At 38.6% G+C, this 25,105-nt stretch carries 26 protein-coding genes and 1 tRNA gene; 5 read left to right on the forward strand and 22 right to left on the reverse strand.

Annotated elements, in window-relative coordinates; genetic code table 11:
* Positions 1–5: 5 nt before the first annotated feature.
* The 8 genes from B8983_RS04240 to B8983_RS04275 form a co-directional block, all read right to left on the reverse strand.
* On the reverse strand, positions 6–1,187 hold the full coding sequence (locus B8983_RS04240; protein ID WP_084282880.1) for an amidase: 1,182 nt from the start codon (positions 1,185–1,187) through the stop codon (positions 6–8).
* Between the two features lie 34 nt (positions 1,188–1,221).
* Positions 1,222–2,319 carry an alkene reductase gene (locus B8983_RS04245; RefSeq protein ID WP_084282881.1) on the reverse strand — a complete coding sequence of 366 codons (1,098 nt, stop codon included), beginning with the start codon at positions 2,317–2,319 and terminating at the stop codon, positions 1,222–1,224.
* Positions 2,320–2,414: 95 nt separating this feature from the next.
* Positions 2,415–2,678, reverse strand: a complete 264-nt coding sequence (locus B8983_RS04250; RefSeq protein ID WP_084282882.1) for a TIGR03643 family protein — start codon at positions 2,676–2,678, stop codon at positions 2,415–2,417.
* 54 nt (positions 2,679–2,732) lie between these two features.
* Positions 2,733–4,133, reverse strand: coding sequence for an alkaline phosphatase D family protein (locus B8983_RS04255; protein WP_084282883.1), 1,401 nt, complete (start codon positions 4,131–4,133; stop codon positions 2,733–2,735).
* Positions 4,134–4,223: 90 nt separating this feature from the next.
* A complete protein-coding gene (locus B8983_RS04260; RefSeq protein ID WP_084282884.1) occupies positions 4,224–4,784 on the reverse strand; it encodes a MotA/TolQ/ExbB proton channel family protein in 561 nt (186 codons plus the stop codon).
* A 2-nt stretch (positions 4,785–4,786) separates the two neighbouring features.
* Positions 4,787–7,198 (reverse strand): TonB-dependent receptor, encoded by a 2,412-nt coding sequence (locus B8983_RS04265; RefSeq protein WP_084282885.1) that lies wholly within the window; start codon positions 7,196–7,198, stop codon positions 4,787–4,789.
* Positions 7,199–7,246: 48 nt separating this feature from the next.
* Positions 7,247–7,972, reverse strand: a complete 726-nt coding sequence (locus B8983_RS04270; protein ID WP_084282886.1) for a TonB family protein — start codon at positions 7,970–7,972, stop codon at positions 7,247–7,249.
* Complete coding sequence (locus B8983_RS04275; RefSeq protein ID WP_084282887.1) at positions 7,969–8,385, reverse strand: ExbD/TolR family protein; 417 nt, start codon at positions 8,383–8,385, stop codon at positions 7,969–7,971. Before B8983_RS04275 ends, B8983_RS04270 begins: the two co-directional genes overlap by 4 nt.
* Before the next feature lie 240 nt (positions 8,386–8,625).
* On the opposite strand from B8983_RS04275, the gene B8983_RS04280 reads away from it, so the two are divergent.
* Both B8983_RS04280 and B8983_RS04285 read left to right on the forward strand, forming a co-directional pair.
* Entirely contained in the window at positions 8,626–9,624 is a 999-nt protein-coding gene (locus tag B8983_RS04280) for a Bug family tripartite tricarboxylate transporter substrate binding protein (RefSeq protein ID WP_084282888.1), read from the forward strand.
* 3 nt (positions 9,625–9,627) lie between these two features.
* Complete coding sequence (locus tag B8983_RS04285; protein ID WP_084282889.1) at positions 9,628–10,452, forward strand: alpha/beta fold hydrolase; 825 nt, start codon at positions 9,628–9,630, stop codon at positions 10,450–10,452.
* Between the two features lie 21 nt (positions 10,453–10,473).
* Here B8983_RS04285 and B8983_RS04290 read toward each other — a convergent pair whose 3' ends face one another.
* On the reverse strand, positions 10,474–11,073 hold the full coding sequence (locus tag B8983_RS04290; RefSeq protein WP_084282890.1) for an MOSC domain-containing protein: 600 nt from the start codon (positions 11,071–11,073) through the stop codon (positions 10,474–10,476).
* Positions 11,074–11,265: 192 nt separating this feature from the next.
* On the opposite strand from B8983_RS04290, the gene B8983_RS04295 reads away from it, so the two are divergent.
* Positions 11,266–11,342: transfer RNA gene (locus B8983_RS04295), tRNA-Met, on the forward strand.
* Between the two features lie 76 nt (positions 11,343–11,418).
* Here B8983_RS04295 and B8983_RS04300 read toward each other — a convergent pair.
* The 8 genes from B8983_RS04300 to B8983_RS04335 all read right to left on the reverse strand — a co-directional run bounded on the left by B8983_RS04300 (position 11,419) and on the right by B8983_RS04335 (position 18,737).
* Positions 11,419–12,231 carry an alpha/beta fold hydrolase gene (locus tag B8983_RS04300; RefSeq protein ID WP_084282891.1) on the reverse strand — a complete coding sequence of 271 codons (813 nt, stop codon included), beginning with the start codon at positions 12,229–12,231 and terminating at the stop codon, positions 11,419–11,421.
* 2 nt (positions 12,232–12,233) lie between these two features.
* Positions 12,234–13,232 (reverse strand): Bug family tripartite tricarboxylate transporter substrate binding protein, encoded by a 999-nt coding sequence (locus tag B8983_RS04305; protein WP_084282892.1) that lies wholly within the window; start codon positions 13,230–13,232, stop codon positions 12,234–12,236.
* A gap of 240 nt (positions 13,233–13,472) precedes the next feature.
* Positions 13,473–15,233 (reverse strand): sensor domain-containing diguanylate cyclase, encoded by a 1,761-nt coding sequence (locus B8983_RS04310; protein WP_084282893.1) that lies wholly within the window; start codon positions 15,231–15,233, stop codon positions 13,473–13,475.
* 563 nt (positions 15,234–15,796) lie between these two features.
* The gene (locus B8983_RS04315; RefSeq protein ID WP_084282894.1) at positions 15,797–15,985 is read right to left on the reverse strand and encodes a hypothetical protein; all 189 of its coding nucleotides are present in this window, start codon (positions 15,983–15,985) and stop codon (positions 15,797–15,799) included.
* Positions 15,986–16,206: 221 nt separating this feature from the next.
* Positions 16,207–17,589 (reverse strand): PucC family protein, encoded by a 1,383-nt coding sequence (locus tag B8983_RS04320; RefSeq protein WP_084282895.1) that lies wholly within the window; start codon positions 17,587–17,589, stop codon positions 16,207–16,209.
* 101 nt (positions 17,590–17,690) lie between these two features.
* Positions 17,691–17,894 carry a light-harvesting protein gene (locus tag B8983_RS04325; RefSeq protein WP_084282896.1) on the reverse strand — a complete coding sequence of 68 codons (204 nt, stop codon included), beginning with the start codon at positions 17,892–17,894 and terminating at the stop codon, positions 17,691–17,693.
* A 12-nt stretch (positions 17,895–17,906) separates the two neighbouring features.
* The gene (gene pufB, locus B8983_RS04330; RefSeq protein WP_084282897.1) at positions 17,907–18,059 is read right to left on the reverse strand and encodes a light-harvesting antenna LH1, beta subunit; all 153 of its coding nucleotides are present in this window, start codon (positions 18,057–18,059) and stop codon (positions 17,907–17,909) included.
* 186 nt (positions 18,060–18,245) lie between these two features.
* Complete coding sequence (locus tag B8983_RS04335; RefSeq protein ID WP_159460805.1) at positions 18,246–18,737, reverse strand: ankyrin repeat domain-containing protein; 492 nt, start codon at positions 18,735–18,737, stop codon at positions 18,246–18,248.
* A gap of 209 nt (positions 18,738–18,946) precedes the next feature.
* Between B8983_RS04335 and B8983_RS04340 the strand changes: the two genes are divergently transcribed.
* A complete protein-coding gene (locus tag B8983_RS04340; RefSeq protein ID WP_084282899.1) occupies positions 18,947–19,447 on the forward strand; it encodes a RidA family protein in 501 nt (166 codons plus the stop codon).
* Positions 19,448–19,501: 54 nt separating this feature from the next.
* Here B8983_RS04340 and B8983_RS04345 read toward each other — a convergent pair whose 3' ends face one another.
* Entirely contained in the window at positions 19,502–20,086 is a 585-nt protein-coding gene (locus B8983_RS04345; protein WP_084282900.1) for a cupin domain-containing protein, read from the reverse strand.
* Positions 20,087–20,098: 12 nt separating this feature from the next.
* Positions 20,099–21,091 (reverse strand): Bug family tripartite tricarboxylate transporter substrate binding protein, encoded by a 993-nt coding sequence (locus tag B8983_RS04350; RefSeq protein ID WP_159460806.1) that lies wholly within the window; start codon positions 21,089–21,091, stop codon positions 20,099–20,101.
* Positions 21,092–21,189: 98 nt separating this feature from the next.
* Here B8983_RS04350 and B8983_RS04355 point away from each other — a divergent pair, with 98 nt between their 5' ends.
* Positions 21,190–22,218 (forward strand): ketopantoate reductase family protein, encoded by a 1,029-nt coding sequence (locus tag B8983_RS04355; protein ID WP_084282902.1) that lies wholly within the window; start codon positions 21,190–21,192, stop codon positions 22,216–22,218.
* Here B8983_RS04355 and B8983_RS04360 read toward each other — a convergent pair.
* Genes B8983_RS04360 through B8983_RS04370 form a run of 3 tightly spaced genes read right to left on the reverse strand, consistent with a single transcriptional unit; the run spans position 22,215 to position 25,105 of the window.
* On the reverse strand, positions 22,215–23,210 hold the full coding sequence (locus B8983_RS04360) for a Bug family tripartite tricarboxylate transporter substrate binding protein (RefSeq protein ID WP_084282903.1): 996 nt from the start codon (positions 23,208–23,210) through the stop codon (positions 22,215–22,217). The genes B8983_RS04355 and B8983_RS04360 overlap by 4 nt on opposite strands.
* Before the next feature lie 29 nt (positions 23,211–23,239).
* Positions 23,240–24,319, reverse strand: a complete 1,080-nt coding sequence (locus tag B8983_RS04365) for a hydroxymethylglutaryl-CoA lyase-like TIM-barrel protein (RefSeq protein WP_084282904.1) — start codon at positions 24,317–24,319, stop codon at positions 23,240–23,242.
* A 12-nt stretch (positions 24,320–24,331) separates the two neighbouring features.
* Positions 24,332–25,105 (reverse strand): enoyl-CoA hydratase/isomerase family protein, encoded by a 774-nt coding sequence (locus B8983_RS04370; RefSeq protein ID WP_084282905.1) that lies wholly within the window; start codon positions 25,103–25,105, stop codon positions 24,332–24,334.

Consider the following 25,105-nt stretch of genomic DNA (forward strand, 5'->3'; position numbering starts at 1 on the left):
ATCCGTTAAAAATTGAGGTTTTTTTGGATAAATTCTAACATCTGTAAATCAGCATGCTGAGGTCCAATCAGAGACATACCAAAGCCACATTCATTGACATTGAACGCTGGAATATTCACTTGTGGCAACCCACCAAGACCTGCAATAGAAACTAATTGAAAGGTATCTTTGCGGAATTGTTCCAGTTCTTCTTGTGAACTATTTAGTAACGGAGCGAGATTACTGGCGGTCGGAACCAAGAACATCGTGTTAGGAGTTAAAATTTGATTTAATTTGTTTTGAATAGATTGACGCTCAATTCTTGCGCTACTAGCAGCTTCTTCTGAAATCTCTTTAGCAATCAAAAATCGTTGTTTGATGCCTGGTCCAAAATTTTCCAAATGTTGGCTAGCCCACTCGCCGTACTCAAGCCAAATTTCTCTCGCTTGAATGATGCGGAATGTTTCAGCAAAATGGCGTAATTGCATCCATTCCAAATCCACTTCTTCTAAGTCAAAGTCTTTGAAAATTGCTGTAGTCTTCGCCACGAATAGCTCTCGGAGTTCATCTGACAAAACTGCTAAAGCTTGTTTTGGCACTAGGATTTTTGGATTTGTTGTGGGGGCCGCTTCACCTTGCAGTAAGACTTTGCCGACGTCTAAAAGAGTTTGGGTATCTCGGGCAAACCAACCTAATGTGTCAAAGCTTTTTGCAAGGGGTCTTGCATGGGCTAAGGAAATTTTTCCGTGTGTTGGTCTGATACCATAAATTCCACAAAAACTGGCTGGGATTCGTACCGAACCACCAGTATCCGTTCCAATCGCAAAATCGACTAACTTTCCTGCAACTGCAACAGAAGAACCGCTGGATGATCCGCCTGGAACTCGATTTGGACTCAGTGGATTTACTGGAGTACCAAAATGGGCATTCATGCCCAAAATACTGTAGGTCAACTCATCTGTATGGGTTTTGCCAACTAGGTTTGCACCCTCATTCAATAATTGCGTAACGATAGGAGCAGTTTCACTCGCAATTGGATGGGTACTCGTCCAATCAGGACTCCCAAAAGTCGTTGGGAATCCTGCCACATCCAACACATCTTTAAGGCCAAAGCTTAAGTCATGAAGCTTCCCAGAAGTATTACCAGCAAGGAGAGGCTCGCCCTGCAAAATAAATGCTGAATAAATGTCCTTAGGAATTGCTTTCATGGGTAACCTTTTTTCTAAAAATTAACGATTTCAATTACTCTGTTGCCAAAAACGGATAGTCTGTATAGCCTACTTCAGCACCACCGTAGAATGTTCCACGATTATATTTATTTAGAGGCGCATTCAACTCAAATCTTTTCACCAAATCGGGGTTTGAAATATAAATCCTACCAAATGCCACCGCATCAGCACTTCCTGTCATCACCGCTTCTTCAGCTGATTCACGATTATAGCCACCAGCCATCATCACTTTTCCTTTAAACAATTTTTTGAACAAAGTGGATGTACTTGGTGCATCTTCTAGAACATCATCGTTACCACCAGCTGAACTTGAACGGGGTTCAATGAGATGCAGGTAGGCTAAGTTTAAAGCATTCAATTGACCAATTAGATAAGTGAACAACGCGACTGGGTCACTATCACTCATATCATTAAATGTGCCATAAGGAGAAATTCTGACGCCAACAAGCTCTGAGTCCCATACTTGCGTAACCGCATTTAAGACTTCCATGAGCAATCTACAGCGATTTTCAATACTGCCACCATATTCATCTGTACGTTGATTAGAACCATCTTGTAAAAATTGGTCTAACAAATAGCCATTCGCTGCATGGACCTCAACACCATCAAAGCCCGCCTCTTTTGCCAAGGTTGCAGCGTGTTTAAATGACTCGATTAACGCGCTGATTTCAGATGTTTCGATCGCACGTGGTGTTTCATAGTCTTCTAATTGCCACTGTGCCGTATACACTTGACCACTCGGGCGAATGGCTGAGGGAGCAACCGGCAACCCATCTTCTGGATGGTGCGATGTATGTGAAATACGTCCAACATGCCAAAGTTGTAAAACAATTTTACCTTTATGCTCATGAACTGCTTCTGTTACCTTTTTCCAAGCTGTAACTTGTTCTGCTGAATGAATACCAGGAGTTCCAGGATAGCCTTTTCCAATCGGTGCAATTTGAGTCGCCTCAGTGATGATTAAACCGGCACTTGCTCTTTGTTGATAGTATTCGGTTGCTAAGGGGCTTAAAACGCCATTTTCATCTGATCTCATTCTCGTGAGCGGTGCCATCACTACGCGATTACTGATTTGAATTTTTCCTAGTGTTTCAGAAGTTAATAATTTCATTGAAAACCTTTTAAAAGTGATTGTTATAAATGTGTGTGAATGTGAACTATTGATCCTGCTTCGTAATCGAACAGTTCATTAAGAAATAAACAAGATTATTTGTTTTTATATTGCGTAGGACAATATGCGCGCGTTATAGATGGATCTCTAAGAGCTGAGTGTTTAGTTCCTCGGCCAGTTACTCTTTTACGCCACATCTTGAAAGATGTCTTCTTCATTTCTTTGCGCATAAGGTCAATTACATCGGATTCTGATAACCCAAAACTCATCTGAATAGCATCAAAAGGAGTTCGATCTTCCCATGCCATCTCGATAACCCTTGATAACTCAGACTCAGTTAAGGTAATTTGTTCTCTCATATCCCTATTTTATTCGAAAATTGATAGGAGGGTGAATTGCTAAGGTAGGTAAGCTTATCTTAGTTGTTTCTCGCTAATAGTAGTTGTAAATAGACTTTTACCGGATTGATCTTTAATCTGAATGAACATTTGACGCTCACCGCGTTTTCCTGAAAACTCCAAATCACAAAAGTTGTTTGCCGTTACAAGACTATCTTTAACCACAGATGGATTATTTTGAGTTTCTTGGCTAGCTGATAAATAAGGGCCGGCAGTACTCGGTGAGCAGGTTAGCTCGTAAAGTGGATAAGTATTTGTACGTTCTTTTTTAAGAAGTACCGAAAAGTGACGATCACCAGACAATAACATTACCCCAGGAATCTGTTGACTTTCTAACCACTGCATAAATTCATTACTTTCCTTTTGAAAGTGATGCCAACCCTCGTATTTATTATTCAAATTTAGTACTTGACTGCCCGTGATGATTAATTTCCATGTTGCAGTTGAGGACAATAAAGCATTTTTTAACCATCGGAGCTGCTCAGGTCCAAGCATCTGTTTTGAGTTATCTTGGAGTTTTTCATTATCTCGATACCAACGATCATCCAACATAAAAAACTCAACGTCACTACTTTTATATTGAGTAAATACGCCAGGGAGTTCAGGTAAACCAAAGCTTGGGTTAGGCCAATATCTTTTAAATAAATCTAATGAAACTTGCTTAAAAGGATTCGAAGAATTACTATCATTTTGTCCATAATCATGGTCATCCCAGGTTGCTAAATGACTTCCTGATTGCATTAAGGATTGAAGATCAGGTATTGATCGCCACTTGTCATAGCGACTAGCCATCGCTTTTGGATTATCAAAATCTGTCTCTCTTAAATAAATATTGTCGCCCAACCAAAGGGTTACATCTGGCTTTAGATTCGCCATTGAACTAAAGATGGTGTTACCTTGTCCATAGGGTTTACCGGGACGATCCTCAGGACTATCATTGGTATAAGCGCAAGAGCTAGCTAATACTTTAATATTAGGAGGATCTTTTCTCCACTGCCAAAGTGTCTCAGTTTGAAATGTATATGCTTTTGAACGAAATACTTGTGAACCTTTTTTAGCCACAACCCGATATTGATATTTGGTCTGTGGTTCTAAGTCTGTCAGTTCCCAAATAAAATGATTTTTATCCGCGTCTAAGATTACTCTTTTTGTATTTTTTAATTGATTTGTAAACTTGCCAGTATTGTTTGTTGATTCATATTCTAAAAAAGTTTGGAACTCATCTCTTGAACGAATGACCGGAATTTGTAGCCAAATTTTGGCTGATTTCAGCGTAACACTTCCAACAAGGGGGCCATTAATTTCTAAAGGTACATCCTTCTTAACGACTTGTGCTGTTACATTGATGGAAACAAGGTAAACCAATCCGAAGAATATCTGTTGAAAAAGAAAGCGTCTACTAATTAGATTTTTCATTTGCTGATCTTCAATTAGAGATTGAGTGTGCTTTAAAAAAATTGACTACTAGAAGTATTGCACTCCTAGTAGTCAAAACGTATTCATTACTTAAGCACGCAGAATAAACATTTTTAAGTTTTCAATGATACGTTCATTACGATCGTTTAAAAAATTAAAAATTAACAAGCAAAGTAAGGCAATAGAAATTCCTAAAGCTGTTGCATATAATGCCGTACCGATACCTGAGCTGACTGAGGATGGGTCTGACATACCAGATTTTGAGAGAGCCAAAAAAGTATCAACAATTCCAAAAATGGTGCCAAGAAGCCCCATTAATGGTGCTGCCGTAACTACTGTATCTAAAATCCAAAGACGACTACACAATACGTCTTTGGCTTCTAAATATGCAGCCTCAATTCGGTCTTGATAAACATTCGGGTTAAGGTTTTGCGCTTTAATCTTGATTATTTCAGCAACCATATGGGAGACAGCATCATTTTTTAAATGGTCTTCAATCTGATGTGACTCCCCCGAATTTACTGAAACCAAGACTTGTTTTGAACGCACTAAATTTACCGAAGAAAAAATAACACGTTCAATACTAACTACCAAAGCGATAATTCCAGCCAAAATCATCATGCCAAAAGAGATCTGATGCAGTAATTCCATGTTTAAAACTCTGTACTAAATGAAACGCTGACAAAACTTGGGGCCCCAACATAATATGATGGAACACCATACCCTTTGTAACTAGAATACGCAGAGTTGGATGTTGCAGAGATGCTAGATCCACTTCCAGAGTTAGCTAATAAGTAACCAGTATTTAGGATATTTGACCAGTTCAAACGTACAGTTGGATTCTTCAAGAATGCTGTGTTTTCAAAACGATATCCTGCATTTAGATCTAATGTGAAATAAGCGTCTAATGACTCATCATTCATTAACGTTGTATAACGCATTCCAGTATATTTACCAATCAACTGGGCCATTACAGGTCCTTTTGAATACTGGCCAGACAATGCAAACATGTATTGCGGTGTATCAGGGAACTGCATACCATTTGTAGGTAGAGTAGTTTGAGTAGAACCGTTTAATGTATTGAAGTCGGATTTAAGAACGCTGTTCGTGAATGTGGCTGATGAAAATAAACTGAAGCCATTGATTGGTTTTGTACCTGCTTGTAACTCAAGACCAGTAACCGTTGAATTACCAACGTTGTAATCTGCATATGTATTGGTATCTGGATTGTAAGACTGTGCAATACGATCTTTGAAATCAACGTAGAAAGCTGCCACAGAAACATTCACATCCCTACCGAAATGACGATACCCAGCTTCATAGTTCGTAGAAGTTTCTTCTTTTACAGTTACTGGATTTAAAGCTAATGCGCTGGTTGCTACGCCATTTGTGTATGTCACTGTGCCCGCTACTAAACCTGACAAAACAAAGTTCGACGGTGCACGCATATTTTGTGTGATGTTACCGTACAACTGATTGGAATCATCCAATTTGTAGCGTGCGCCAATGCTTGGCAACAACTTTTCATATTTTGCATTAATACTGTAATCCATACCGCCACCAGTCTGGCTAGAAGCGTAGTTTGTGAAATCACGATTAATCGTAGCGTAACGAACACCAGCAAACACATCAAGTTCTTTATTTACTTTAAATGTATCTTGCAAGAAATAAGACGTTCCTGTTGAAATAGTTACATAGTTTCTCGCTTCATACGTAGCACCATTTTGATAATTCACCAAACCATTCATTAACCATAAATCAGAAATGTTGCCATTGTTATCAACAGTTGTTGCTGGGCCAGTTTGACGGTGATTAGCTTTTTCATACCAAATACCAGCTAACACTTTGTGATTCTCAAGATCCCAGTCAGCTTTTAATGTAATTCCAGGACGCTGAGTTTTTGTTACAGAACCAGAGTAAATACCAACTGTTTGCGTACCACCACCGTATGGGTTAACAATACCGCCCCCGATACTAGAGCCTGTGAATGATCCAACAGTAGATAATGTTTTTTGTTCTACGCCTCCAGTGCCATAGCCAAACCAGTAATATGGTTCAGCACTCAACGTTAATTTATCATCCACTCTTGTTGAAAGCTTTGATGTAACCAAAGTGTTTCTGAATGGGTTTAATGAATAACCATAGTAAGTGTTAAAGTTACTTGTACCAACCGCAGAAGTCCCAAAGTTTGTAGATTCACTTACTCCACCGCTTAAATGTTGTGGAACATTTGTGCTGTTATCCATATTTGGATTTGCTGCATATTGTGTTTTTGTCAAAGTAGCAATATTGTTATTAACAGCATAGTTATAAAGTACGTTTGCTGATAACTTTGTATCTCTAGTTAAATTCCAATCTAAACCTGCATCAACGTGATCACGGTATGCACTGCCTGGTCCTTTGAATTTATCAGCTTGTGAATGAGAAGCTGAGATGAAGAATTTTAATGGACTGTCAACACCTAACTTACCAGAATCTAGGCGAACGAATGTTTTAGTAAAGCCTAATTGACCAATAGATTGTGTAAATTTACCACCCAAGACATCCTTTGGTCCGCATGAATTCATCCCAATGTTACCGCCTGAAGCACCAACGTGAGGTGCGTCATTATCAACAGAACCTTGAGTAATAAATACTTCACATAGATTTTCAGAGTCAGTGTACTCCTGTGGGTATACAGCAAAGTTTCCTGAATCATTTACAGGTGCGCCGTTAATAGTAAAACCCATTTGATCTGAGTTAAATCCTCTAACACGAAGATTGCCACCAAACAAACCAGTTGCATCTTGTGAATAAGTATTTACGCTGGGGAGAATGCTAAGCACTTGATATGGATTAGTGGTAGATCTTACTGTATCAATCGCTTCTTTTGTTACAGTACTACGATTTTTAAAACCGTCGTCTTGAATCATGTAACCACCACCAATTTCGCCTTGTCCAGCAATATTGATAGTACCGACATCACTAGTATTTTGAGCAAAAGCATTTTGATTCATTACTGCCATTAACAAGATTGCGGACGATATCGCGGAAAGTTTAAATACTGCACTTTGTGGCTTTTTCATGGTTGATCCTTAAAAGATTAAAAGTAAAATGAGTTAATGAGAATTGGCTTAGTTAGACGAAATGGTGTAATTTAAATTTGCGATGAATTTATGAGTTGCCTCACCTAAAAATGCTCCTTCAGGAAAAGCAGGAAACGTCCCACTTTTTATCGTCTTTATCGTTTCGCTATCGAGTAAATTAAAACCAGAAGATTCTAAAATTCCGACGGCTATGAGTTCACCAGTTCTTGAAAGTTCTAGCCAAACTCTAACCACCCCCTCAGGCCTAGCTAGTCTAGCCTCACGTGAGGATGGGTAGCGTTTAATTTTTTCTAAATATGCTCTTAAAATTGATTCGTATCTAGCTGCAATACTGATAGCTTGTTGCATAACACTGTTTGCGGGTGTTGGAGGTGTACTCGCTAACTGATTTTCGCTTTTAGATTGTTTAGCTGGAGACGGAGATGCCTTTTCAGCAAGTAAATCATTTACTACTGGGGCATCAGTAACCTTTTCGAGTAAATTCGTTTGTATTTTTTCAACTTTATTTTCTATTTTTTTATCTTGAATTTTTTTCTCAACTGACTTTTCAATTTGTGGAACTGGCATATTTTCTAAGATAGCCATCATTTCAGTTGCAGCTATCACTGGCTCCGTGTAGGATTTTGGCATCAACCACAAAACAGCCATAGCTAAAAAAATAGCTAGTGCAGCTGAAAATGAGATAGGTTCTCTTTTTTCATAAAACCATAAAGAGGTAAACAACTGGGCTGAAAATATTTGATTCATATTCATGCTTTTCTTTTTGCAGAGATGGTCATTGATTCAACGTTGTTTTTCTTCAGAACATCCATCACATCAATCAGGCTTTGCATCGACGCGGCCTCATCCCCTTGAATGACAACGGTGTAATTATTCGAGTACTCTTGTTTTTTTAAATTAATCAATTTTGTTAGCTCCTCTAAGTTACCCAATAACTGCCCATCAGCTTGAATAGTTCCATCACGCAGTAAAGTGACGATGATTCTTTTCGGAGGATTCTCTTGAGTAGCAGAACTAGAGGTTGGAAGTTTTGTCTTAAGACCTAAAGCCGGAATGACATTTAGACTTATTAATACAAAAAAAACTAATAGAAACATCATCACATCAATCATAGGGATGATTTCAATTCGGGATTTTCTTTTGGTCGTTTCGGCAAATCTTTTCATATCAGTAATTTAATTGCCAAATATTACTGGGTAGTTTCAGAAATATTTCTGAAAGATTGCACTTATATGAAACTTTTTATTTTCACAAATACTTCATTTTTTTTATATACGAATGAAATTTAAAATGCATATTATCGCGAGAAATTCTTAATTGTTTTTAATAGGCTTTATGTTTAAATTAATTTAAAAATTAAATAAACTAAAATTGAACCTTAACTAACAAAAAGAAATCATTTTTAAATGACACTTAAATTTTATAAAGCATTACATCAATTCAAAAGTAGTGTTCTGACTTTATCTACGATGTTGTTTATCGCTTGCCCTTGTTTGGCGATAGCCCAGACCTGGCCAAATCAAACGATTAAGATCATCGTGCCGTTTCCAGCTGGTGGAGGGACAGATGCATTAGCCCGAACCATTAGTATTGAATTAGGAAAATTATTAAATCAAACTGTCTATGTTGAAAATAAGCCTGGTGCGAACGGTATTATTGGTGCTCAGTTTGTTGCCTTAGCTCCACCGGATGGCAATACAGTGCTGTTAACTATTGCATCGTTTGCTATATCACCAGCTTTCAGTAAAAAATTGCCTTTTGATGTGGACAAAGATTTTGCTCCAGTGAGTCTGGTTGCCAAATATCCATACCTTCTCACTACTGGATCTCAATCCGAACTAAAAACTTTTAAACAGTTTTATGAGTTTGCTAAATTGCACCCCGGCAAATTAAGTTATGCTTCATCGGGTAATGGTAGTGGCCCTCATTTGGGAATGGAGCTCATTAATGATCGTTTAGGTTTAAATACTATCCACGTCCCTTACAAGGGAGCAGCTCCGGCAAATAATGATTTATTAGGTGGTAATGTAGACATCATGTTAAATAATTTACTTGCTAGCTCAAGCTTAATTAAGAGTAAAAAATTAAACGTTTTAGCAGTAACAACTGCACAAAGATCTACCGCTCTCCCAGAGGTACCAACTTTAATTGAGTTAGGTTATCCAAACATGGAGGTAGTTGGATGGTATGGTGTTTTTTTACCCGAGAAAACTCCGAAAGTTATTGTGAATAAACTTTCTGAATCAATCAAAAAGGTCATACAAAATCCAGATATCTTGGCGCGTTTAAACCAAGACGGTGCTATTCCTATTGCTAGTACTCCCAGCGAATTTAAAGAATTTTTTAACGCTGATAAGGCGCGTTGGATGCAACTTTCCAAAAAAATTAAACTCGAGTTAGATTAATTCATGCCCTTACTATCTGTTGCTCCCAGTATTCAAATTCATTATCAAATTGATGACTTCACAAATCCTTGGGATGATCGTCCCACTCTTTTTTTACAACATGGCAATGGTCGAAGTGGCGCATTTTGGTATAAATGGGTTCCGTTATTAGCGAGAGACTATCGAATTGTTCGAGTTGATATGAGGGGCCTTGGAAAATCAAGTCCCATCGAAAATCCTAGTGCAGATATTCACATCAAAGATTGCATCAGCGATTTAGTGAAGGTGATTGAAGAAATAAAATGTGGTCCTATTTATTTCTGTGGTGAATCGATGGGTGGAATTTTAGGTATTATTTTAGCTGCCAGTCATCCTGACTTGATTAAAGGTCTTGCTTTAGTTGCTACTCCCGTGTTTATTAACCAATCGATGAAAAGCAAATACTCACTAGGGTTTAGCTCGAGGTTAGAAGCCATGCACAAGATGGGAATTGAAGAGTGGGTCTATCAAACTAGCGTAATCGCTAGATTCCCTCCAGAGACTAATCCCCAACTTCTTAAATGGTACGTAAAAGAGTTTTCTAAGAGTGCGCCAGAGGTACTTATCCATTATTCTGATCTAGTAAATTCTGCCAATGCCACAGAGTTCTTGAAGGATATTCATTGTCCAACGATTGCGATTATGCCCAGTAATGGTCCAATTACCGACCCTGCACAGATACAACTTTTAGAAGAAAAAATTCCTCAACTCAAAGTTGCGACGATTGATTCAGACTTTCATATGATTCATTTAACGCATGTTGAACCATGCGTTGAGATAGTGCGAGAGTTTCTTGCCAATTTGAATTAATATCACCGTCTTAAAAATATCTTAGGATTTTTTAGGATTACTGTAATACCTTTCAGCTTGTTGTTTGATTGTTAGTTTTCGAACCCCTGGTATAACAGTAATTTGATTTCCGGCAGCAATCAACCCTGGCTTTAGTACTCTTAAATACCATCCTGAACGCCCGCTAGTAATCATCGCTTTTGCAGCACCAGACCAGCCCATATTGATATTAAATTTAAAGCATGGCTCTCTAAATTCTGCAACTTCCAGTAAAACTTCACCAACACTCCACTGATCGCCAACAAAAACATCTTCCTCACTAAATCCAAAGGTGGTTAGATTTTCTCCCATAGCACCAAAAGTGAGAGAAGGCAAACTAGTAGAGATTTGCTTACGTTGCACGCTCCAAAATTCATAATTTTCTTGAGGATATGCGTAGATTGCTTTATCTTCTCCGCCATGTACTCTTAAATCAGCTTGCTCATCCGATTCAATTCCTAAATACCGTACTCTTACTGGAGAAGGTGATTCAAACGTGCTGATTGGAGACTTACCTATTGCAGATAGAATCACTTTATCTGATTCGCCTTCTCCTGAAAGCAGATTCTTAATTTTTCCAGCAGATATGGCAATAAGTTGCATCTTTTTTAACCTTTAATATATTAATATTCCAAGTAATAAGGTTACTCGATTTGCAGAGGAATAAGAAATACTTGGCGGAACTAGTTCGATTGAATTATATAAGTGGCTTAAAAGTCTTTCCGAAAAGTTTTACCAACAAATCTGAGGAAGAACTAGATTTTTAGGGTAATTTAGTTGTATAATATGAAGTTCGGCGAATTAGCTCAGTTGGTTAGAGCGACGGAATCATAATCCGCAGGTCCGGGGTTCGAGTCCCTGATTCGCCACCAAACATAAAAGGTTAGCAAAATTTTGCTAACCTTTTTTCTTTTTCTGTAGATTTCAGTCTTGAATATAAAAGATTTTTTAATTCAAAGATGAAATTTTAGTTAAGAACTCATTGGCAGCACTTGCACAAATATCCGGATAAGCTGCAGCCGCGTGCCAAGCATCGCCCTCAACTACGAGCAAGCTTGAATGGCGCATCTTTGTTTGCCACTCTTCAACACTTTGAACTGTTCTCAACCCACTACCTGAGGTTGTCATAATAAAGGTTGGACACAATACTTTTAAAACTTCTTCTCGTAAATCTAACTTTGGCACCCAATTTAAATACCCTAACAAGGTTGACTCTGGCGTAAGTCCTTGAACATGATTTACCCACCAATCAATCTCTTGGGTGCTCGCATTAGTACCAAGTCGTCCCGGCATGGTTGATCTTGCCCAAGGCTTAACCCCTTCTGCTTTTATTTGGGCAAGCCAATCTGGGACAGCCTTTGCGCCTACAACGGGAGGGGTAACCGAAACCACCGAAATTACTTTTTCTGGATTCTTGGCTGCATATTGCAATACTAAGGATCCACCACTTTTTGCCCCAATCAGGTGAAACTGATCTAAAGAATAACTTTGAGCCACAGCAGATATATCATCCAACAAACAGTCCATCGTCCAAGAGAAGTCACTTGGCATCGGAGTAGATTTGCCATACCCTCTCATATCGAATAAAACCACACGATACTTCCTCGCCAAATAAGGGATCCAGGCATACCAAGAGGCTGAACTTTCAGCAAAGCCATGTACCATGATGATGGTCTGACTTTGTTTCCAAGGATCTGTGAAATCTTGAACCTGGCAGAATAAATTGACGCCTGCGCTTACCTCTAAAAATTTACTGTCCATGCTTATTGTCCTTTAATATCTGCGCGCTTAATGACTTCTGACCATTTCATCATGTCACTATGGATACGTTCCGAAAATTCTTTTGGGGAACCCACTTTAACCTCGGCACCATCTGCCCTAATTTGTGCGACGACTTCTTTCTCTCGCAAAATTTGTGAAATCTGCACATTCAATTGCTTGACGAGATCAGGGGACATGCCCGCCGGGCCTAATAATCCATACCAACCAGTAAATTGCAAGCTCTTAAAGCCCAACTCCTTAAAAGTAGGAACCGCTGGTAAGGCGGATATACGTTCGGAAGATGTGCTTGCAAGTGCTTTTAATCTCCCATCTTTAATATAAGGCAATGCTGATTGCATGTTATTGATCATAAAAGATACATGTCCCGCCAACAAATCTACCGAGGCAGGTGAAGCCCCTTTGTATGGAATATGATTTGTATCTATGCCAGCTTCTAATTTAAACAACTCCCCCGCCAAATGCGGTAACCCACCGACGCCTGCGGAAGCATAATTCAGTGGGCTAGATTGATTTTTTGCCAACCCAATTAAATCAGCTAGCGTATTCACTTTTAAATCTTTCGGCACTACTAATACAAATGCATTCTCAGCAACGAATCCAATTGCAGTAAAGTCTTTTGACGTATCAAAAGCAATATTTTTATAAAGGCTAGGATTGATTGCATGAGTAGATGCGACCATTAATAAGGTATGGCCATCTGGTTCGGAATTGGCAACAAATTGTGCAGCAATCATACTGCTTGCACCGGGCTTATTATCTACCACAAATGGTTGCCCCAATTTCTCACTTAACCGCTTGGAAATAATCCTAGAAATATTGTCAACTGGCCCACCAGCGGAAAAGCCAACCACAATCCGCACCGGTTTTTGTGGGTATTTTTCCGTTGCTAGAAGCCCTGATGAAAAGCTAACTACAGCAACTGCACTTCCTACAACACCGAGTGTATTTAAAAATTTATATATTTTATTGATTGAAATCATTAAGCTCTCTTTATACGACTGGTTCTACTATTCATTTGACTACCTAGCTAAATTGATCAACGACCTATTTAGAAACACGTAAAGTCTCATCTTTGATGCTTCACCGAAGTGGATTCTCGGTATTTTTTTCTACCTATCTTCTCAAAGAATCAATTTTCCAGTTAGAGCATCATTCACTAAATACGCATTCCCATTAATTGAAGAACCCATTTTGGATTCAAAATCAGGAATACTATCCATCTAACCATTGGCCTCACTATTCACAACTACAGTATTCCGACCTTTATTTTTTGCTAGGTAGAGTGCTCGGTCAGCTTCTTTTAAGGATTTTTCAATGGAAGTTGAGATGCCTGGAATGAAAATACTAACACCTAAACTCATTGTGACTGTAATCGTTTTCATATTCAGCGTATTATTTAAGGAAGCAATAAATCGTCGAATGCTTTCGGCTTTTTCTTGTGCTAATGCTAACGGCGTATTCGGTAAGAGTAGTAAAAACTCCTCGCCACCCCATCGGCCAAAAATATCTGCGGATGACAGTCTTTCACGAATACTTGAAGCTACATTTTTAAGTATTAAATCGCCAGCATGATGGCCATAAAGATCATTAACCTCTTTAAAGTGATCAATATCCATCAGGATCAGGGAGCATACTTGTCCAGTTCGGATCGATTGATTTTGTTCAACATCAAGACAATGGTCCAAATCAAGTCGATTTCTTACTTGCGTTAAATAATCTGTACGTGACAGTTTATTTAAATCTTTATTTAATAGTTGGAGTTGCATACTTAAAGATTCAAGCTCTTTAGTTCTCTCAAAGATCTTCTTTTCTAAGTTAGAAGTATGCTCCCTAAGAGATAGTGTCATTTTTTTAAAGGCAAAAGCAACTTGACCTATTTCATCTTTACTAGCAACCGGAATATTATCTGCAACTGAAAAGTCTCCCCTCTCAACTTTCAAGGCCGATTGATGAAGTACTTCGATAGGTTTAAGAATAATACGATTAAGAAATAACCAGAGTGAGATGAGTGTAAGAAAAAATATCACCGTGATGAGGATAGGAACCATTAGGAACTGATCGGCAATTAGTATCCCCTTCGACTCCATTAGGGTGAGATCAAACCAGCCAATTTCTGGCAAATATTCGATGCCTAGTATGTGTGGTTTGCCTTCATAATTTACTGAAATAGTTTCAATCTTCTTTGGCGTTTTTGCTAAGCGTAACATTACCTTTTGGAGCGCAGCTAGGTCTTTTGGATCTTTTAGAATTGCATCAACACGACGACGCTCATTCTTCTCTTTGGTGATACCTGCATAGTCAATTAAATCTGGATTTCGAAATAATTGAACCGCCATATCTCGATCAATAAAAATATTATGGATACCAGTCTGTCCAATATCTACGGTATCATTTAAAAAAGCTGTAAGGTCAATACCTGTCCCAACAATGCCAATATTCTTATCCGCATGTTTCACCATGACATTAATCCAGGCCTTAGTAGTATCTAAGTGGGCATCATAATTCAGATTAATTTGATAAGGTGCACTGTCTTTCAAAGTTGCGTAAAACCATTCGTCTTGTTTTAGATTAGGTGAAAGTTGGTACCGTAACTCCTTTCCAGCATAGGAATTTTGGGAGTCGTTATAGTAATAATTACCATTTTTTGCATTAGCATAAAAATAATTCTTATCACGAAACAGACCTCGATATTTATTGAGTGTTTCAATTGCCCTATTTGTTGAATTACTATTTTCTTCTTGCATCGCCATATCGATAATTGCAGGCTCAGTAGCAAGTTGGCGGGCTAAGGTTATTTCCTTGATTAAAGGCATCAATGTTCGATGAATATCAAATTGAACTTGACGCTCTGATAATTGATTTGACCACTGCCTGTTTACATCAGTGATAATCTTGTTTGTCAAAAACCATGCAACGGCAGTTAATAGCAAAAATACTGCGGCTATAAAAATAGTGAATTTTGATCCTAGCTTCAATGGCATAAAATTTGGGTGAACTCTGATTGAAAATGTATTTATTTTTTATGATTATCTTTAGTAATACAAACTTCACACAAATGGGTCTTTAACCAAAATAAGTTTATTGTCTTATGTGCTTTAATTCTTTTTTTAATTTATTTTATCATCTCAATTTTAAAAAAATTACTTCGTCTTTTAAATGATAAAATAGAATTTCAATTTATTTGAGAGGATTGCTTTAATGAGAATGTTTTGGAACTTTGCGGCCTTAGCCTTTATTGTTGGTGGAATAATTTCATATGTATCTTTTAAAAATCCCATCATTTTTACGATTGGTATGCTTTTGATGTTGTATCAAACGCGCCCAATAATGCCAGAAGAAAATCTACCTAAGAAATTTTATTAATATTAAAAGAGCCTTAATAATTTATTAAGGCTCTTTTAATTTGTATGCTTCTGATCTTTAATATTAATTATTGAAGTTTTTTCATATGCACATTACTCAAATGCGTCCATGTAATTGCATTTGAGTTGATCAAATGATAGTTCCCGAAACTACTCACCTATTTCGGATTAAAACTAAAAAATTATTTTCTTTTTGATCGGTAATTTAATTCAAAAAGATAAGCGATGATTCCTGCAAAAACAATTGCAGCTAACCAAATTCCAATCGATCCATTTGCTTTTGGCATGACCAAACGGAATACTACCATCATGATAATGCCGATTAAACCATAACCGACATAGCGAGTCATATTTTCTAAATTGCGATTCATAAACACCTCAATTTTTTAATTCACTGAAAAATTTTAAATTACTTTTTTGGGGTTAATTACTTTTTTGGGGTTTTATCCCGATTAAAGTAATTGGCTAAGCTGAAAAAGAATACTAATCCCAAAAGCATTAAGACTAAGTGGTAGGTTTTCAATTGAACTCTCCTAATAAATATAACTCTCGATTTTTAAAATAATACCTTTTTTTTCACTCCAAACACAAATTATCCAATAACCTGTAATTTTCTTCTTTGCATAATTAATGGGTACATTGCCCAAATTGTTGCCAGCAAAAGCACTACCTCTATTGCATACACACTGACATAACCATTCAATACGGATGTTTTTGCTGCAACGACATCTCTAATAATGCCCCCTAAAGCAATTGCCAAACCTGCTGCCGAAGCTTGCACCGCTCCCCACGCCCCCAATGCTAAGCCACACTGTTCAGCTGGCGCATTTTGCATGGTTGCAGTAAGTGTGCCATGACCAAATAATCCACCACCAAACCCGATTAAGAAAACGCCACTAGCAAACAACTCTGCCATTTGTAAGTTTCCTGAGAAAATAACTAATAAGAAAGCTGGTATACCTACTGCAGCACCTAAACTAGCCATTTTAAATGGGTCAAAGCCTCTATTCAATACATAAGAAGCCAAACCAAAACCAAGTAATCCACCACCGGCAAGCGTAGCTGTAAGTGTTGTTGTCTGTCCAACCGTCAAACCTAATACTTCCCCCCCGTAGGGTTCAAGCAAAATATCTTCCATCGAAAAGGCCATTGTGCCTATTCCAACGGCGATTAATCTTCGAACTGAATCAGTATTTTGGGTAAATAGATGCCACGCCTCTTGAAAGCTCATTGTTTTTTGGGGTTCAGTTTCAAACCGACTTGGTCGACGAGTTTCCTGCTTCCACAGGGCTGTGATATTTAGCACCATGGTTGCTAATGCTGCCCCTTGTATTACTTGAATTAATCTGCCAGGTGTAAATTCCCTCAACAACTCTCCAAATAGAAGGGCACAACCAATCATGCTTAAAAGCAACATCACATACATCAGCCCTACTGCATTTGGTTGTGATTCTTTTGGTACTAAATCATTGGCAAGCGCTAAGCCAACAGTTTGAGTGGTGTGTAAACCAGCACCTACTAATAAAAAGGATATGCCTGCTCCAAACCACCCAATCCATACCGGCGCCTCATTCGCATGGCCGGCACCTGAGAGAACTAGTAGAGCAAATGGCATCATTGCAAATCCACCAAACTGAACTAATGTCCCCATCCATATATAAGGAACTCTTTTCCAGCCAAGTGCGGAACGATGGGTGTCCGATCTAAAGCCAATGACGGCCCTAAATGGGGCAAAAATCAGTGGAATTGAAATCATGATTGAAACAATCGATGCGGGTACTTTAAGTTCAACGATGAGAACTCTGTTTAAGGTACCGATTAAGAGGACTAGTGCCATACCGACTGACACTTGAAATAATGAAAGTCTTAATAGTCTAGGCAGGGGAACTTCTGGTGTAGCAGCATCCGCAAATGGTAAAAACTTAGGGCCTAAAGAAGCCCATGATCGTATTAACGATTTACTGATATTACCCATTTATGCAAGAGGATCCTACATCGTTTTGAATTATAAATATTGCGTAGCGCGTCATCGATGCAAACTTTATTAGTTGATCGAATAATAATTATTATTATGTATTACTGAGCTTTTGGAGCCGCCGGGGGTGCTTCAGTGTTCATTGAAACAACCTTTGCTGCATTTCCATTTAAAAAGCCCTTAACCCAAGTTGTATTATTCAATAATGCTAAATGGACATTAAATGAACCAAATGCCACAGCAGTAAGAATTAATGGAATTCCAAGGGTTGGTTTTACAACACACCACATTTTTCCGTAAATCATTTTGAACCCCTTTTATTTAAGCCAAGGTGAATAAATATAGGCGAGAAGGTGAGCTAAAGCAGCAATCATTCCAAAGAACTGTGTACCTTGAATTAATTGTCTGTGAATCTCCTCTGACTCTGCCTCTGTGAGGCCTGTAGGCCAAACTTTATTTGGATCTGACATAGTAAAGTCTCCTTTTGAAAGATCACTTTCGTGCTCAACCTGCACGTAGGTTATTCATGGCAAGTCTTTTTTAAATAGGACTAACCATTCCTACCTGTATTTTTATTTATACAGATTGATTTGTCAACATTATTTTACAAAAAGTTATTAGCGTTGATTTGCGTTAAATTAAGACTGAAAAACTCCTTAATTACTTAATAAATAGATGATTTCATTATTCTTTTCTTGAATAGCAAAAAACATAGCGTTGTTACCTTTATGGGTCTTAAGATTTTTGTTTGCGCCATTTTTTAATAATTGCTCCACCATTTTTGCCTGATTTGCGGCACTTGCATACATTAAAGCAGTTGCGCCATGATCATCTCTACTATCAATGTGAACTTTAGATTGCAAGCTAGCCTGTAGTTTTTCAAGATCTCCCGTCCAAGCTGATTGCATTAAAGGGGGCAATTTATCCGAAAACTCTAGTCGCTCTTCTTTTTTTTGCCCCATCCATAATAAATATTGGTAAAAAGGATTAGCAACGATCAGAATCAATCCAAGTAAATAGATCCAAAGTTTTAACTCAAAGAGTAAAGTTTCTGATTGGATTGCTAAAAAAATAATTAAGAATCCCAGTAAAGTACTAAGATAAAAACCAAAGTTAAATTTTCTTTTTTTATTCACGTTATTTGTCAAAGTACTATCTCCATGTTGAAAGTGCCAAGCAGGCATGCTTTGTGGCAAGTTAACATAGCTAACGCAGAGTCACAATGCGTTGAATCCCTAAGAGAATTTTTCTAACTCTAATCCTAAAAAGTGCCACTCATCCATTGAAAATACCTACCTAAATTCGTATTAAATAATGGTGTAAGATGAAATAAATCAATAATCAAGGAGATAGGATCATGAAATTTACTCAAGTATTTTTAAAAATTAGTCTTTTTAGTTTTTTAATATCCCCCTTAGCTTTTGTGACTGCAGCTGAGTACATGGATAAAACACCGTTTCAATTATCTAGAGCATTTTCTCCTGGAGTAATTTCTAAAGGTGGGAAGATTGTTTGGGTAGCAGGTCAAACTGCCACAAAAGATAATGAAGGAAAAGATATCTCTAACAACTTTGAAGCTCAAGTTAAACAAGTTTTTTCCCAAATTGACGCTGTCATGAAAGATGCGGGGGGCTCCGTCGGTAACATTGTGCAAATGACCGTTTTCATTAAAGAATCACGCTACGGGGACAGATTTGTGGAAATGCGAAAGGATGTTTTTAAAAATGGTAATTATCCAGGTAGTGCTTTAATTACTGTTACAAACTTCGCACGTCCTGGTATCGAGATTGAGATTCAAGCAGTAGGCGTGATCGGTGACGAGTGTTCAGCTGAAAATCGCTGCTCAATTAAAAAATAGGTTACGACGAATAAGCTCTTCACTGAGTGAAAGTAGCCTACCTTTGCCGATAGGTTACTTTTCTTGATTCTGTACAATATTTTGCAGTGTTTCGTCATATTGTCCATCAATTAATATGAAGGCGACCACACATGGTGCATTGGAACGATTCGTCCAAGCATGATCAGTGCCACATTGAACCAAAATATCACCAGCTTTTAACAACACCTCCGAATCATCCAGCAACATGGTGATTTCACCTGACAGAATAATCGCATAATCGATCGTCTCTGTTCGATGCATTAATGGATGGCGTCCATTTTTCTCAAAGGAACTACCTGCGGCATTTCCCAGAGATTCAAATAATGCTTTCGAGGTTTGAACATCCATATGTTCATTCCCATTCGGTTCAGGTGGAAAATGATTAATTCTTAAAACCGACCCTCCCTTAGTGGGCAATTGCCGCCTTGGTCCTAACGTGGTTTCCTCTTGATGTGTTTTAACAAGTGCCGGCGTTTCAAATGTTCTAAAAATATCGGTAGAGAAATATCCAGGTCGAATAGGGATTGAATGTACGTAGGGTGCGGGTCCATCGGAAATAACTACGCCCTTACCATTTTCATCGTGTCCAGTAACAACTCTTCTGACAAATCCTGACATACTGCATTCTCCCTATTGAAAATTGATTTTTTTATCAAATATTAGTTTTGACCACGCATTCGTTTCATTTTTAATTAAGTCAGAAAATGCGGAACCAGTTAAAAGTAGCGGGGTTGAACCTGCCGCTAGGATTTTTTTTCTAAAATCATTTTGATCACTAGATTGCATAATTGCTGCAGCAATTAATTGAACCATGTCGGGAGACATTCCTTTCGGGCCCATAATGGCAAACCAAGGCAAGACATCTAAGCCTTGTTGACCTTGTTCAGTGATCGTGGGAATGTCTGGAAAAAGTAAACTTCTCTTGCCGACAACGCCAATTAATCGAACTTTTTTAGCTCGTATCGACTGTTCCGCAAGAGAAACACTAATGAACATACCGGATATTTGTCCACCTAACACGTCAGCGAAGGAAGGTGATGCTCCTTTATATGGCACGTGTAAGAAATCAATTTTTGATGAATCTTTTAATATTTCAATATATGCGTGTAAGATATTTCCTACCCCAGCAGATCCTAAACTTAATGGAGGGGTAGCATTTTTAGCTAATGTCAGAAATTCTTTTAGATTATTGGCATTTACTCCAGTAGCGACAATTAATCCAATATCTGTTTGAGCCAAACAAATGATTGGCACTAAGTCTTTTTGTGGATCGAAATTTGTCGACTTATCCATCAAAGGACTAAAGGTAATCATGCCAGAACTGACAAATAATAAATTAGATCCGTCCACTGGACCTTGCTTCATTAAATTAACGCCCACTAAACCATTCGCACCAGGGCGATTTTCTGTAATCACAGTAGCTTTTAAATTATGTTGTAAATTTTCAGCGGCTAACCTTCCAAGTACATCAGTAGGTCCGCCTGGTGCAAACGGAATAATGATCTTTATGTTGGTTGGTGGGGTTGGTTGAGAAAATACTTTACCGGCATACAAACTAAGACAAAGAAAAACGAATGCTAATACCTTCGAACGAGCGAATTGATCTAATTGGTTGCAGTGCATGCAAGTCTCCATTATTTTTTCTTCAACTATAGCAAATTCTTTCCACCCTCGGTCATTTAGGTATCATCAATGCATCAATATTTAATAAGGAGACGATTTTGGAAATACTGATACTGGGCAGTGGGGCAATTGGTGGTAGTGTCGCAGCAGACTTCTTAATGGCAGGTATTCCCATTTCAATTGCGGATCCATGGCCTCAATTGATTAGCAAAGTGCAAAAAGAAGGATTTCATATTCGCTTACCAGATAGCGAGTTTCATACGCCAACTAACCAAGCGTTACACCTATCTGACTTTGCAACACTCAACCCTAAATACGATGTTGTTTTTTTAGCTGTCAAAGCACAAGATGCTAGATGGATGACTGAATTTATTAAGCCTTATCTCAAAGATCATGGCGTAATAGTACCTCTCATGAATGGCATGATGAATCCTACCATTGCTTCCATCATCGGTAAAGAGCGCTTAATTGGGAGTGTCATTGAGTTATCTGCTGAGAGTTTTGAGCCAGGTATCATTAAAAGAAAGACCCCACCTAGTAAAACTTGGATTGCTATTGGAGAGTTTGATGGCAAAATTACAGATCGACTCAAAATGGTTCAGAAATTGCTGAGCCATACGGCGACGGTTGATTTTTCAGATCAAATTGAAAATGCTAAATGGACAAAACTCGTAACCAATGCAATGATTTTGGCTCCCTTTGCAATGATCAAAGCAACCTCTTATGATGCTCTTGCAGATTCCAATATGCGTCAGTTAGTCCTCAGGATTGGGGAAGAAGCAATCTCAGTTGGACGAGCAATGGGGTATGAAATTGAAAAAATATTTGGGTTAAATGCGCAGGATATGCAGGGTCAGCCAGCAGAAATTTCTCACAAACTTGTAGAAACCTTAGTGGGTCATATTGGCAAAAAATCCCAAAATGCTACGACCCAAGATGTATTAAAAGGTCGCATCACAGAGACAAAATTTATCAATGGACTTATCGTTGAACAAGGCCAAACACTAAATATTCCAGTCCTTGCGAATCAAGCAATTTGTCAAATCATGGCGCAAATTGAAGCAAAAAGAATCGCAGCGAATGAGGCGAATATTGCACTCGCGTGCAAACTAGCAGAGATCACCTAGTCGACTTTTGCACCCGTTGATTTGACGATTTGACTCCAATGTTTTAATTCTGAAACAATTGCAGTTTGAGTCGAAGATAAACTACCACCAACGGGTACCAAGCCAGCTTTCTCAAATTTTTCACGTACTTCCGGGCTAGCTAAAGCTTCATTAATGGCTTTATTTAATTTTTCTGCGATGGCAATTGGAGTTTTACTCGGTAAGAAAAAACCACTCAAGGTGTAATCATTAATTTGTGGATATCCTAGCTCTATGAACGTAGGCACATCGGGTAAATTAGGGCTTCTCGTATCACTCGATATTGCCAAGATTTTCACTTTACCTTGTTTGGCAAATTGAGCCACGCCAAATCCAGCTGTACACCCAATCGGTGTTTCGCCACTCGCAACAGCCAAAGAGGCAGGGCCAGCTCCTTTGTATGGAATATGGGTAATGTCGGCTTTCCAAACACTATGGAATAAATTCTCACAGGTAAGATGAGGCGTAGTGCCATTTCCTGGTGTGGAAAAAGAAAGCTTATCTTTTCCGGATAATAGCCTCAACTCAGCAAGCGTATTCACCGGCACTGACTCATTTACCGAAACAACATTTGCTTGCTTAGACACGATACTTACCGCAATAAAATCTTTGATAGGATCGTAACCCGCCTTACCAGCGTATAAACTGGGATTCACTGTAAACGCCGATGAATTGACCAGCAATGTATAACCGTCTGGCTTGCTCGATGCAACATATTGAGTGCCAACATTACCACCAGCACCCGACTTATTTTCAACAACCACACTTTGATTTAATATTTTTCCTAGTTGTTGTCCAATGACTCTAGCAGTGAAGTCTGGTGAGCCACCTGGTGGGAAAGATACTACGATATGAATTGGCCTATTAGGATACGAGGCAACAGGATCACTCTGAGCATAACTCGGCAGAGAAAAAATAGTGTACGCAACCCAAAGGATCGCATACACCGAGCTTCGCTGCAAAATTTGTCTCATTTCGATCCTTAGTTTTAAAACACTTTAGGTTATTTAACTTCTTTAATCCATGGTCTTGCATTACCTTCATACACTGACTCACCTAAACGAAAATGTTGAGCCTCTTTAAATGTAAATACGACGGGAACATCTTCCGAATATAAAGTATCTTTCGTTGGCAAGGGTCCGTTAAAACTCACCTGTGAATGAAGGGGTCTTCCCAATACTTCAGACAATCGATGCGAGGTCTCAATCAATTTATCTAAATCAATATCTGTCTGAATTTCTAGCGTTTGCAAAAGGTGGACTAAATCCTCGGTCGCAACCATCCCAGTTGCCTGACCATTACCACAATAAGGACAACCGCCTATTCCACCAATTGCCGTATCAGCAATCAAAGTATCTGTTGGCTTTAATAACTTTAACGCTTCATACAAAGAAAGCAAAGCAAGGCCTCTTGCATTATGGAAATGCAAATGAAATAGGTCGATAGTTGGAAATCTTTTGTGAATCTCTCGAATATCTTTTGCGACCTCTGTCGGCGTATTCCATGCCATTGGATCGGCCATATCCACGCGTCTAACCGTTACCCCAGCCTGTTGCCAAGCGTCATACTGCATTTGTAAGGCAGTCATTCTTGCTTCATGACTAACCTTTCCTGTCCAATTAGAGCCAAAGCCGGAGGAAAGTCCAATCGCACTCTCTTTCAAGCCAAGGGCTACTGCTCGATCAATTGGCAATCTCCAACTGCGCTCTTGATCCTCTAAAGTTTTATTGGTGTTACGCTGAATAAACACCCCGCATAGATGGATATGTGTGGCCGGTAACTCTTCTTCTGATAATGGTGGTGTAAAGGCTTTACGCTCTTGCCGACCCCGATCATTTAGCGCTAAAGAAAAAAATTTCACATCGGGTCTAGGTTCAATTTGTTTGACGAGTTCATAAGTATCCCCCATTTGTGGGCTCCACTTGGGATTTACAAACGCCCCAACAACCATCCGTTTAATCCCTGAATCCACCATTCGATTCAATAATTCTAATTTTTCTGTAACAGTCACTCCAGCTCTTTCGATCTGTAAACCATCACGTAAAGTTTCATCCGTAATTAATACTTTTGGGTAATTCGACATGGATTTTTTCCTTTATTTATTTTGCCAAACAGGATCACGTTTTTCTAACCTAGCCTTAATCCCCTCTTTACGATCCTCGCTTAAATATGGATTCATACCAGGATCTTGGCGTAACGCAGCTGGGATTGGCAAATCGAGCCCCTTCAGAGCAACGGCTTTTACTCTCCTAACAGAAATAGGAGCATTTTTTGCAATCTGTTGGGCTAATTTCAAACTTTCTTCCAGAACTTGATCTTGTGTAGTTAACCGATTTAAAAGCCCTCTTTGCAAGGCCTGATCCGCCGAGATATACTCGCCAGTCATGAGCATTTCTAAGGCCAAGGTTGGGCTAATTAATCTTGGCAGTAACACAGATCCAAAGTTTGCTCCCATTCCTATTTTGGTCTCAGGCAAGCCAAATTTAGCCGCTGCGTGGGAGACTCTTAAATCACAAGCTAAGGACAATTCAAAGCCTCCAGCCACAGCACTCCCATTGAGAGCTGCAATCACAGGTTTTTTTGATTCTAAAACGACTTCATATACGTTACGTTCTGGTCGATTCATCGGCGTCCTAAAGCGAATTCCTTGATCATCATTACTACGCATATTTTTTAAATCAGCTCCAGAACAAAATACATCTCCCGAACCCGTGAGTACAATCACCCTTACTGCGTTTTCTTCTTCCGCATCAAGCATCGCCTCAATAATGGCTTGTTTTAAGGTATCAGATAAAGCATTTTTTCTTTCGGGTCGATTTAAGGTTAATACTCGGACATGACCGAAATTACTAATTAAAAGCTCATCCAT

Source organism: Polynucleobacter kasalickyi (assembly GCF_900176405.1).
In the GTDB taxonomy this organism is placed as follows: Bacteria; Pseudomonadota; Gammaproteobacteria; order Burkholderiales; family Burkholderiaceae; genus Polynucleobacter; species Polynucleobacter kasalickyi.

Bases quoted from the DNA above. Each gene is read 5' to 3' on its own strand.
- B8983_RS04240 (WP_084282880.1), bottom strand. From the start codon at position 1,187: ATGAAAGCAATTCCTAAGGACATTTATTCAGCATTTATTTTGCAGGGC.
- B8983_RS04245 (WP_084282881.1), bottom strand. From the start codon at position 2,319: ATGAAATTATTAACTTCTGAAACACTAGGAAAAATTCAAATCAGTAAT.
- B8983_RS04250 (WP_084282882.1), bottom strand. From the start codon at position 2,678: ATGAGAGAACAAATTACCTTAACTGAGTCTGAGTTATCAAGGGTTATC.
- B8983_RS04255 (WP_084282883.1), bottom strand. From the start codon at position 4,133: ATGAAAAATCTAATTAGTAGACGCTTTCTTTTTCAACAGATATTCTTC.
- B8983_RS04260 (WP_084282884.1), bottom strand. From the start codon at position 4,784: ATGGAATTACTGCATCAGATCTCTTTTGGCATGATGATTTTGGCTGGA.
- B8983_RS04265 (WP_084282885.1), bottom strand. From the start codon at position 7,198: ATGAAAAAGCCACAAAGTGCAGTATTTAAACTTTCCGCGATATCGTCC.
- B8983_RS04270 (WP_084282886.1), bottom strand. From the start codon at position 7,972: ATGAATATGAATCAAATATTTTCAGCCCAGTTGTTTACCTCTTTATGG.
- B8983_RS04275 (WP_084282887.1), bottom strand. From the start codon at position 8,385: ATGAAAAGATTTGCCGAAACGACCAAAAGAAAATCCCGAATTGAAATC.
- B8983_RS04280 (WP_084282888.1), top strand. From the start codon at position 8,626: ATGACACTTAAATTTTATAAAGCATTACATCAATTCAAAAGTAGTGTT.
- B8983_RS04285 (WP_084282889.1), top strand. From the start codon at position 9,628: ATGCCCTTACTATCTGTTGCTCCCAGTATTCAAATTCATTATCAAATT.
- B8983_RS04290 (WP_084282890.1), bottom strand. From the start codon at position 11,073: ATGCAACTTATTGCCATATCTGCTGGAAAAATTAAGAATCTGCTTTCA.
- B8983_RS04300 (WP_084282891.1), bottom strand. From the start codon at position 12,231: ATGGACAGTAAATTTTTAGAGGTAAGCGCAGGCGTCAATTTATTCTGC.
- B8983_RS04305 (WP_084282892.1), bottom strand. From the start codon at position 13,232: ATGATTTCAATCAATAAAATATATAAATTTTTAAATACACTCGGTGTT.
- B8983_RS04310 (WP_084282893.1), bottom strand. From the start codon at position 15,233: ATGCCATTGAAGCTAGGATCAAAATTCACTATTTTTATAGCCGCAGTA.
- B8983_RS04315 (WP_084282894.1), bottom strand. From the start codon at position 15,985: ATGAATCGCAATTTAGAAAATATGACTCGCTATGTCGGTTATGGTTTA.
- B8983_RS04320 (WP_084282895.1), bottom strand. From the start codon at position 17,589: ATGGGTAATATCAGTAAATCGTTAATACGATCATGGGCTTCTTTAGGC.
- B8983_RS04325 (WP_084282896.1), bottom strand. From the start codon at position 17,894: ATGATTTACGGAAAAATGTGGTGTGTTGTAAAACCAACCCTTGGAATT.
- pufB (WP_084282897.1), bottom strand. From the start codon at position 18,059: ATGTCAGATCCAAATAAAGTTTGGCCTACAGGCCTCACAGAGGCAGAG.
- B8983_RS04340 (WP_084282899.1), top strand. From the start codon at position 18,947: ATGAAATTTACTCAAGTATTTTTAAAAATTAGTCTTTTTAGTTTTTTA.
- B8983_RS04345 (WP_084282900.1), bottom strand. From the start codon at position 20,086: ATGTCAGGATTTGTCAGAAGAGTTGTTACTGGACACGATGAAAATGGT.
- B8983_RS04350 (WP_159460806.1), bottom strand. From the start codon at position 21,091: ATGCACTGCAACCAATTAGATCAATTCGCTCGTTCGAAGGTATTAGCA.
- B8983_RS04360 (WP_084282903.1), bottom strand. From the start codon at position 23,210: ATGAGACAAATTTTGCAGCGAAGCTCGGTGTATGCGATCCTTTGGGTT.
- B8983_RS04365 (WP_084282904.1), bottom strand. From the start codon at position 24,319: ATGTCGAATTACCCAAAAGTATTAATTACGGATGAAACTTTACGTGAT.
- B8983_RS04370 (WP_084282905.1), bottom strand. From the start codon at position 25,105: ATGGATGAGCTTTTAATTAGTAATTTCGGTCATGTCCGAGTATTAACC.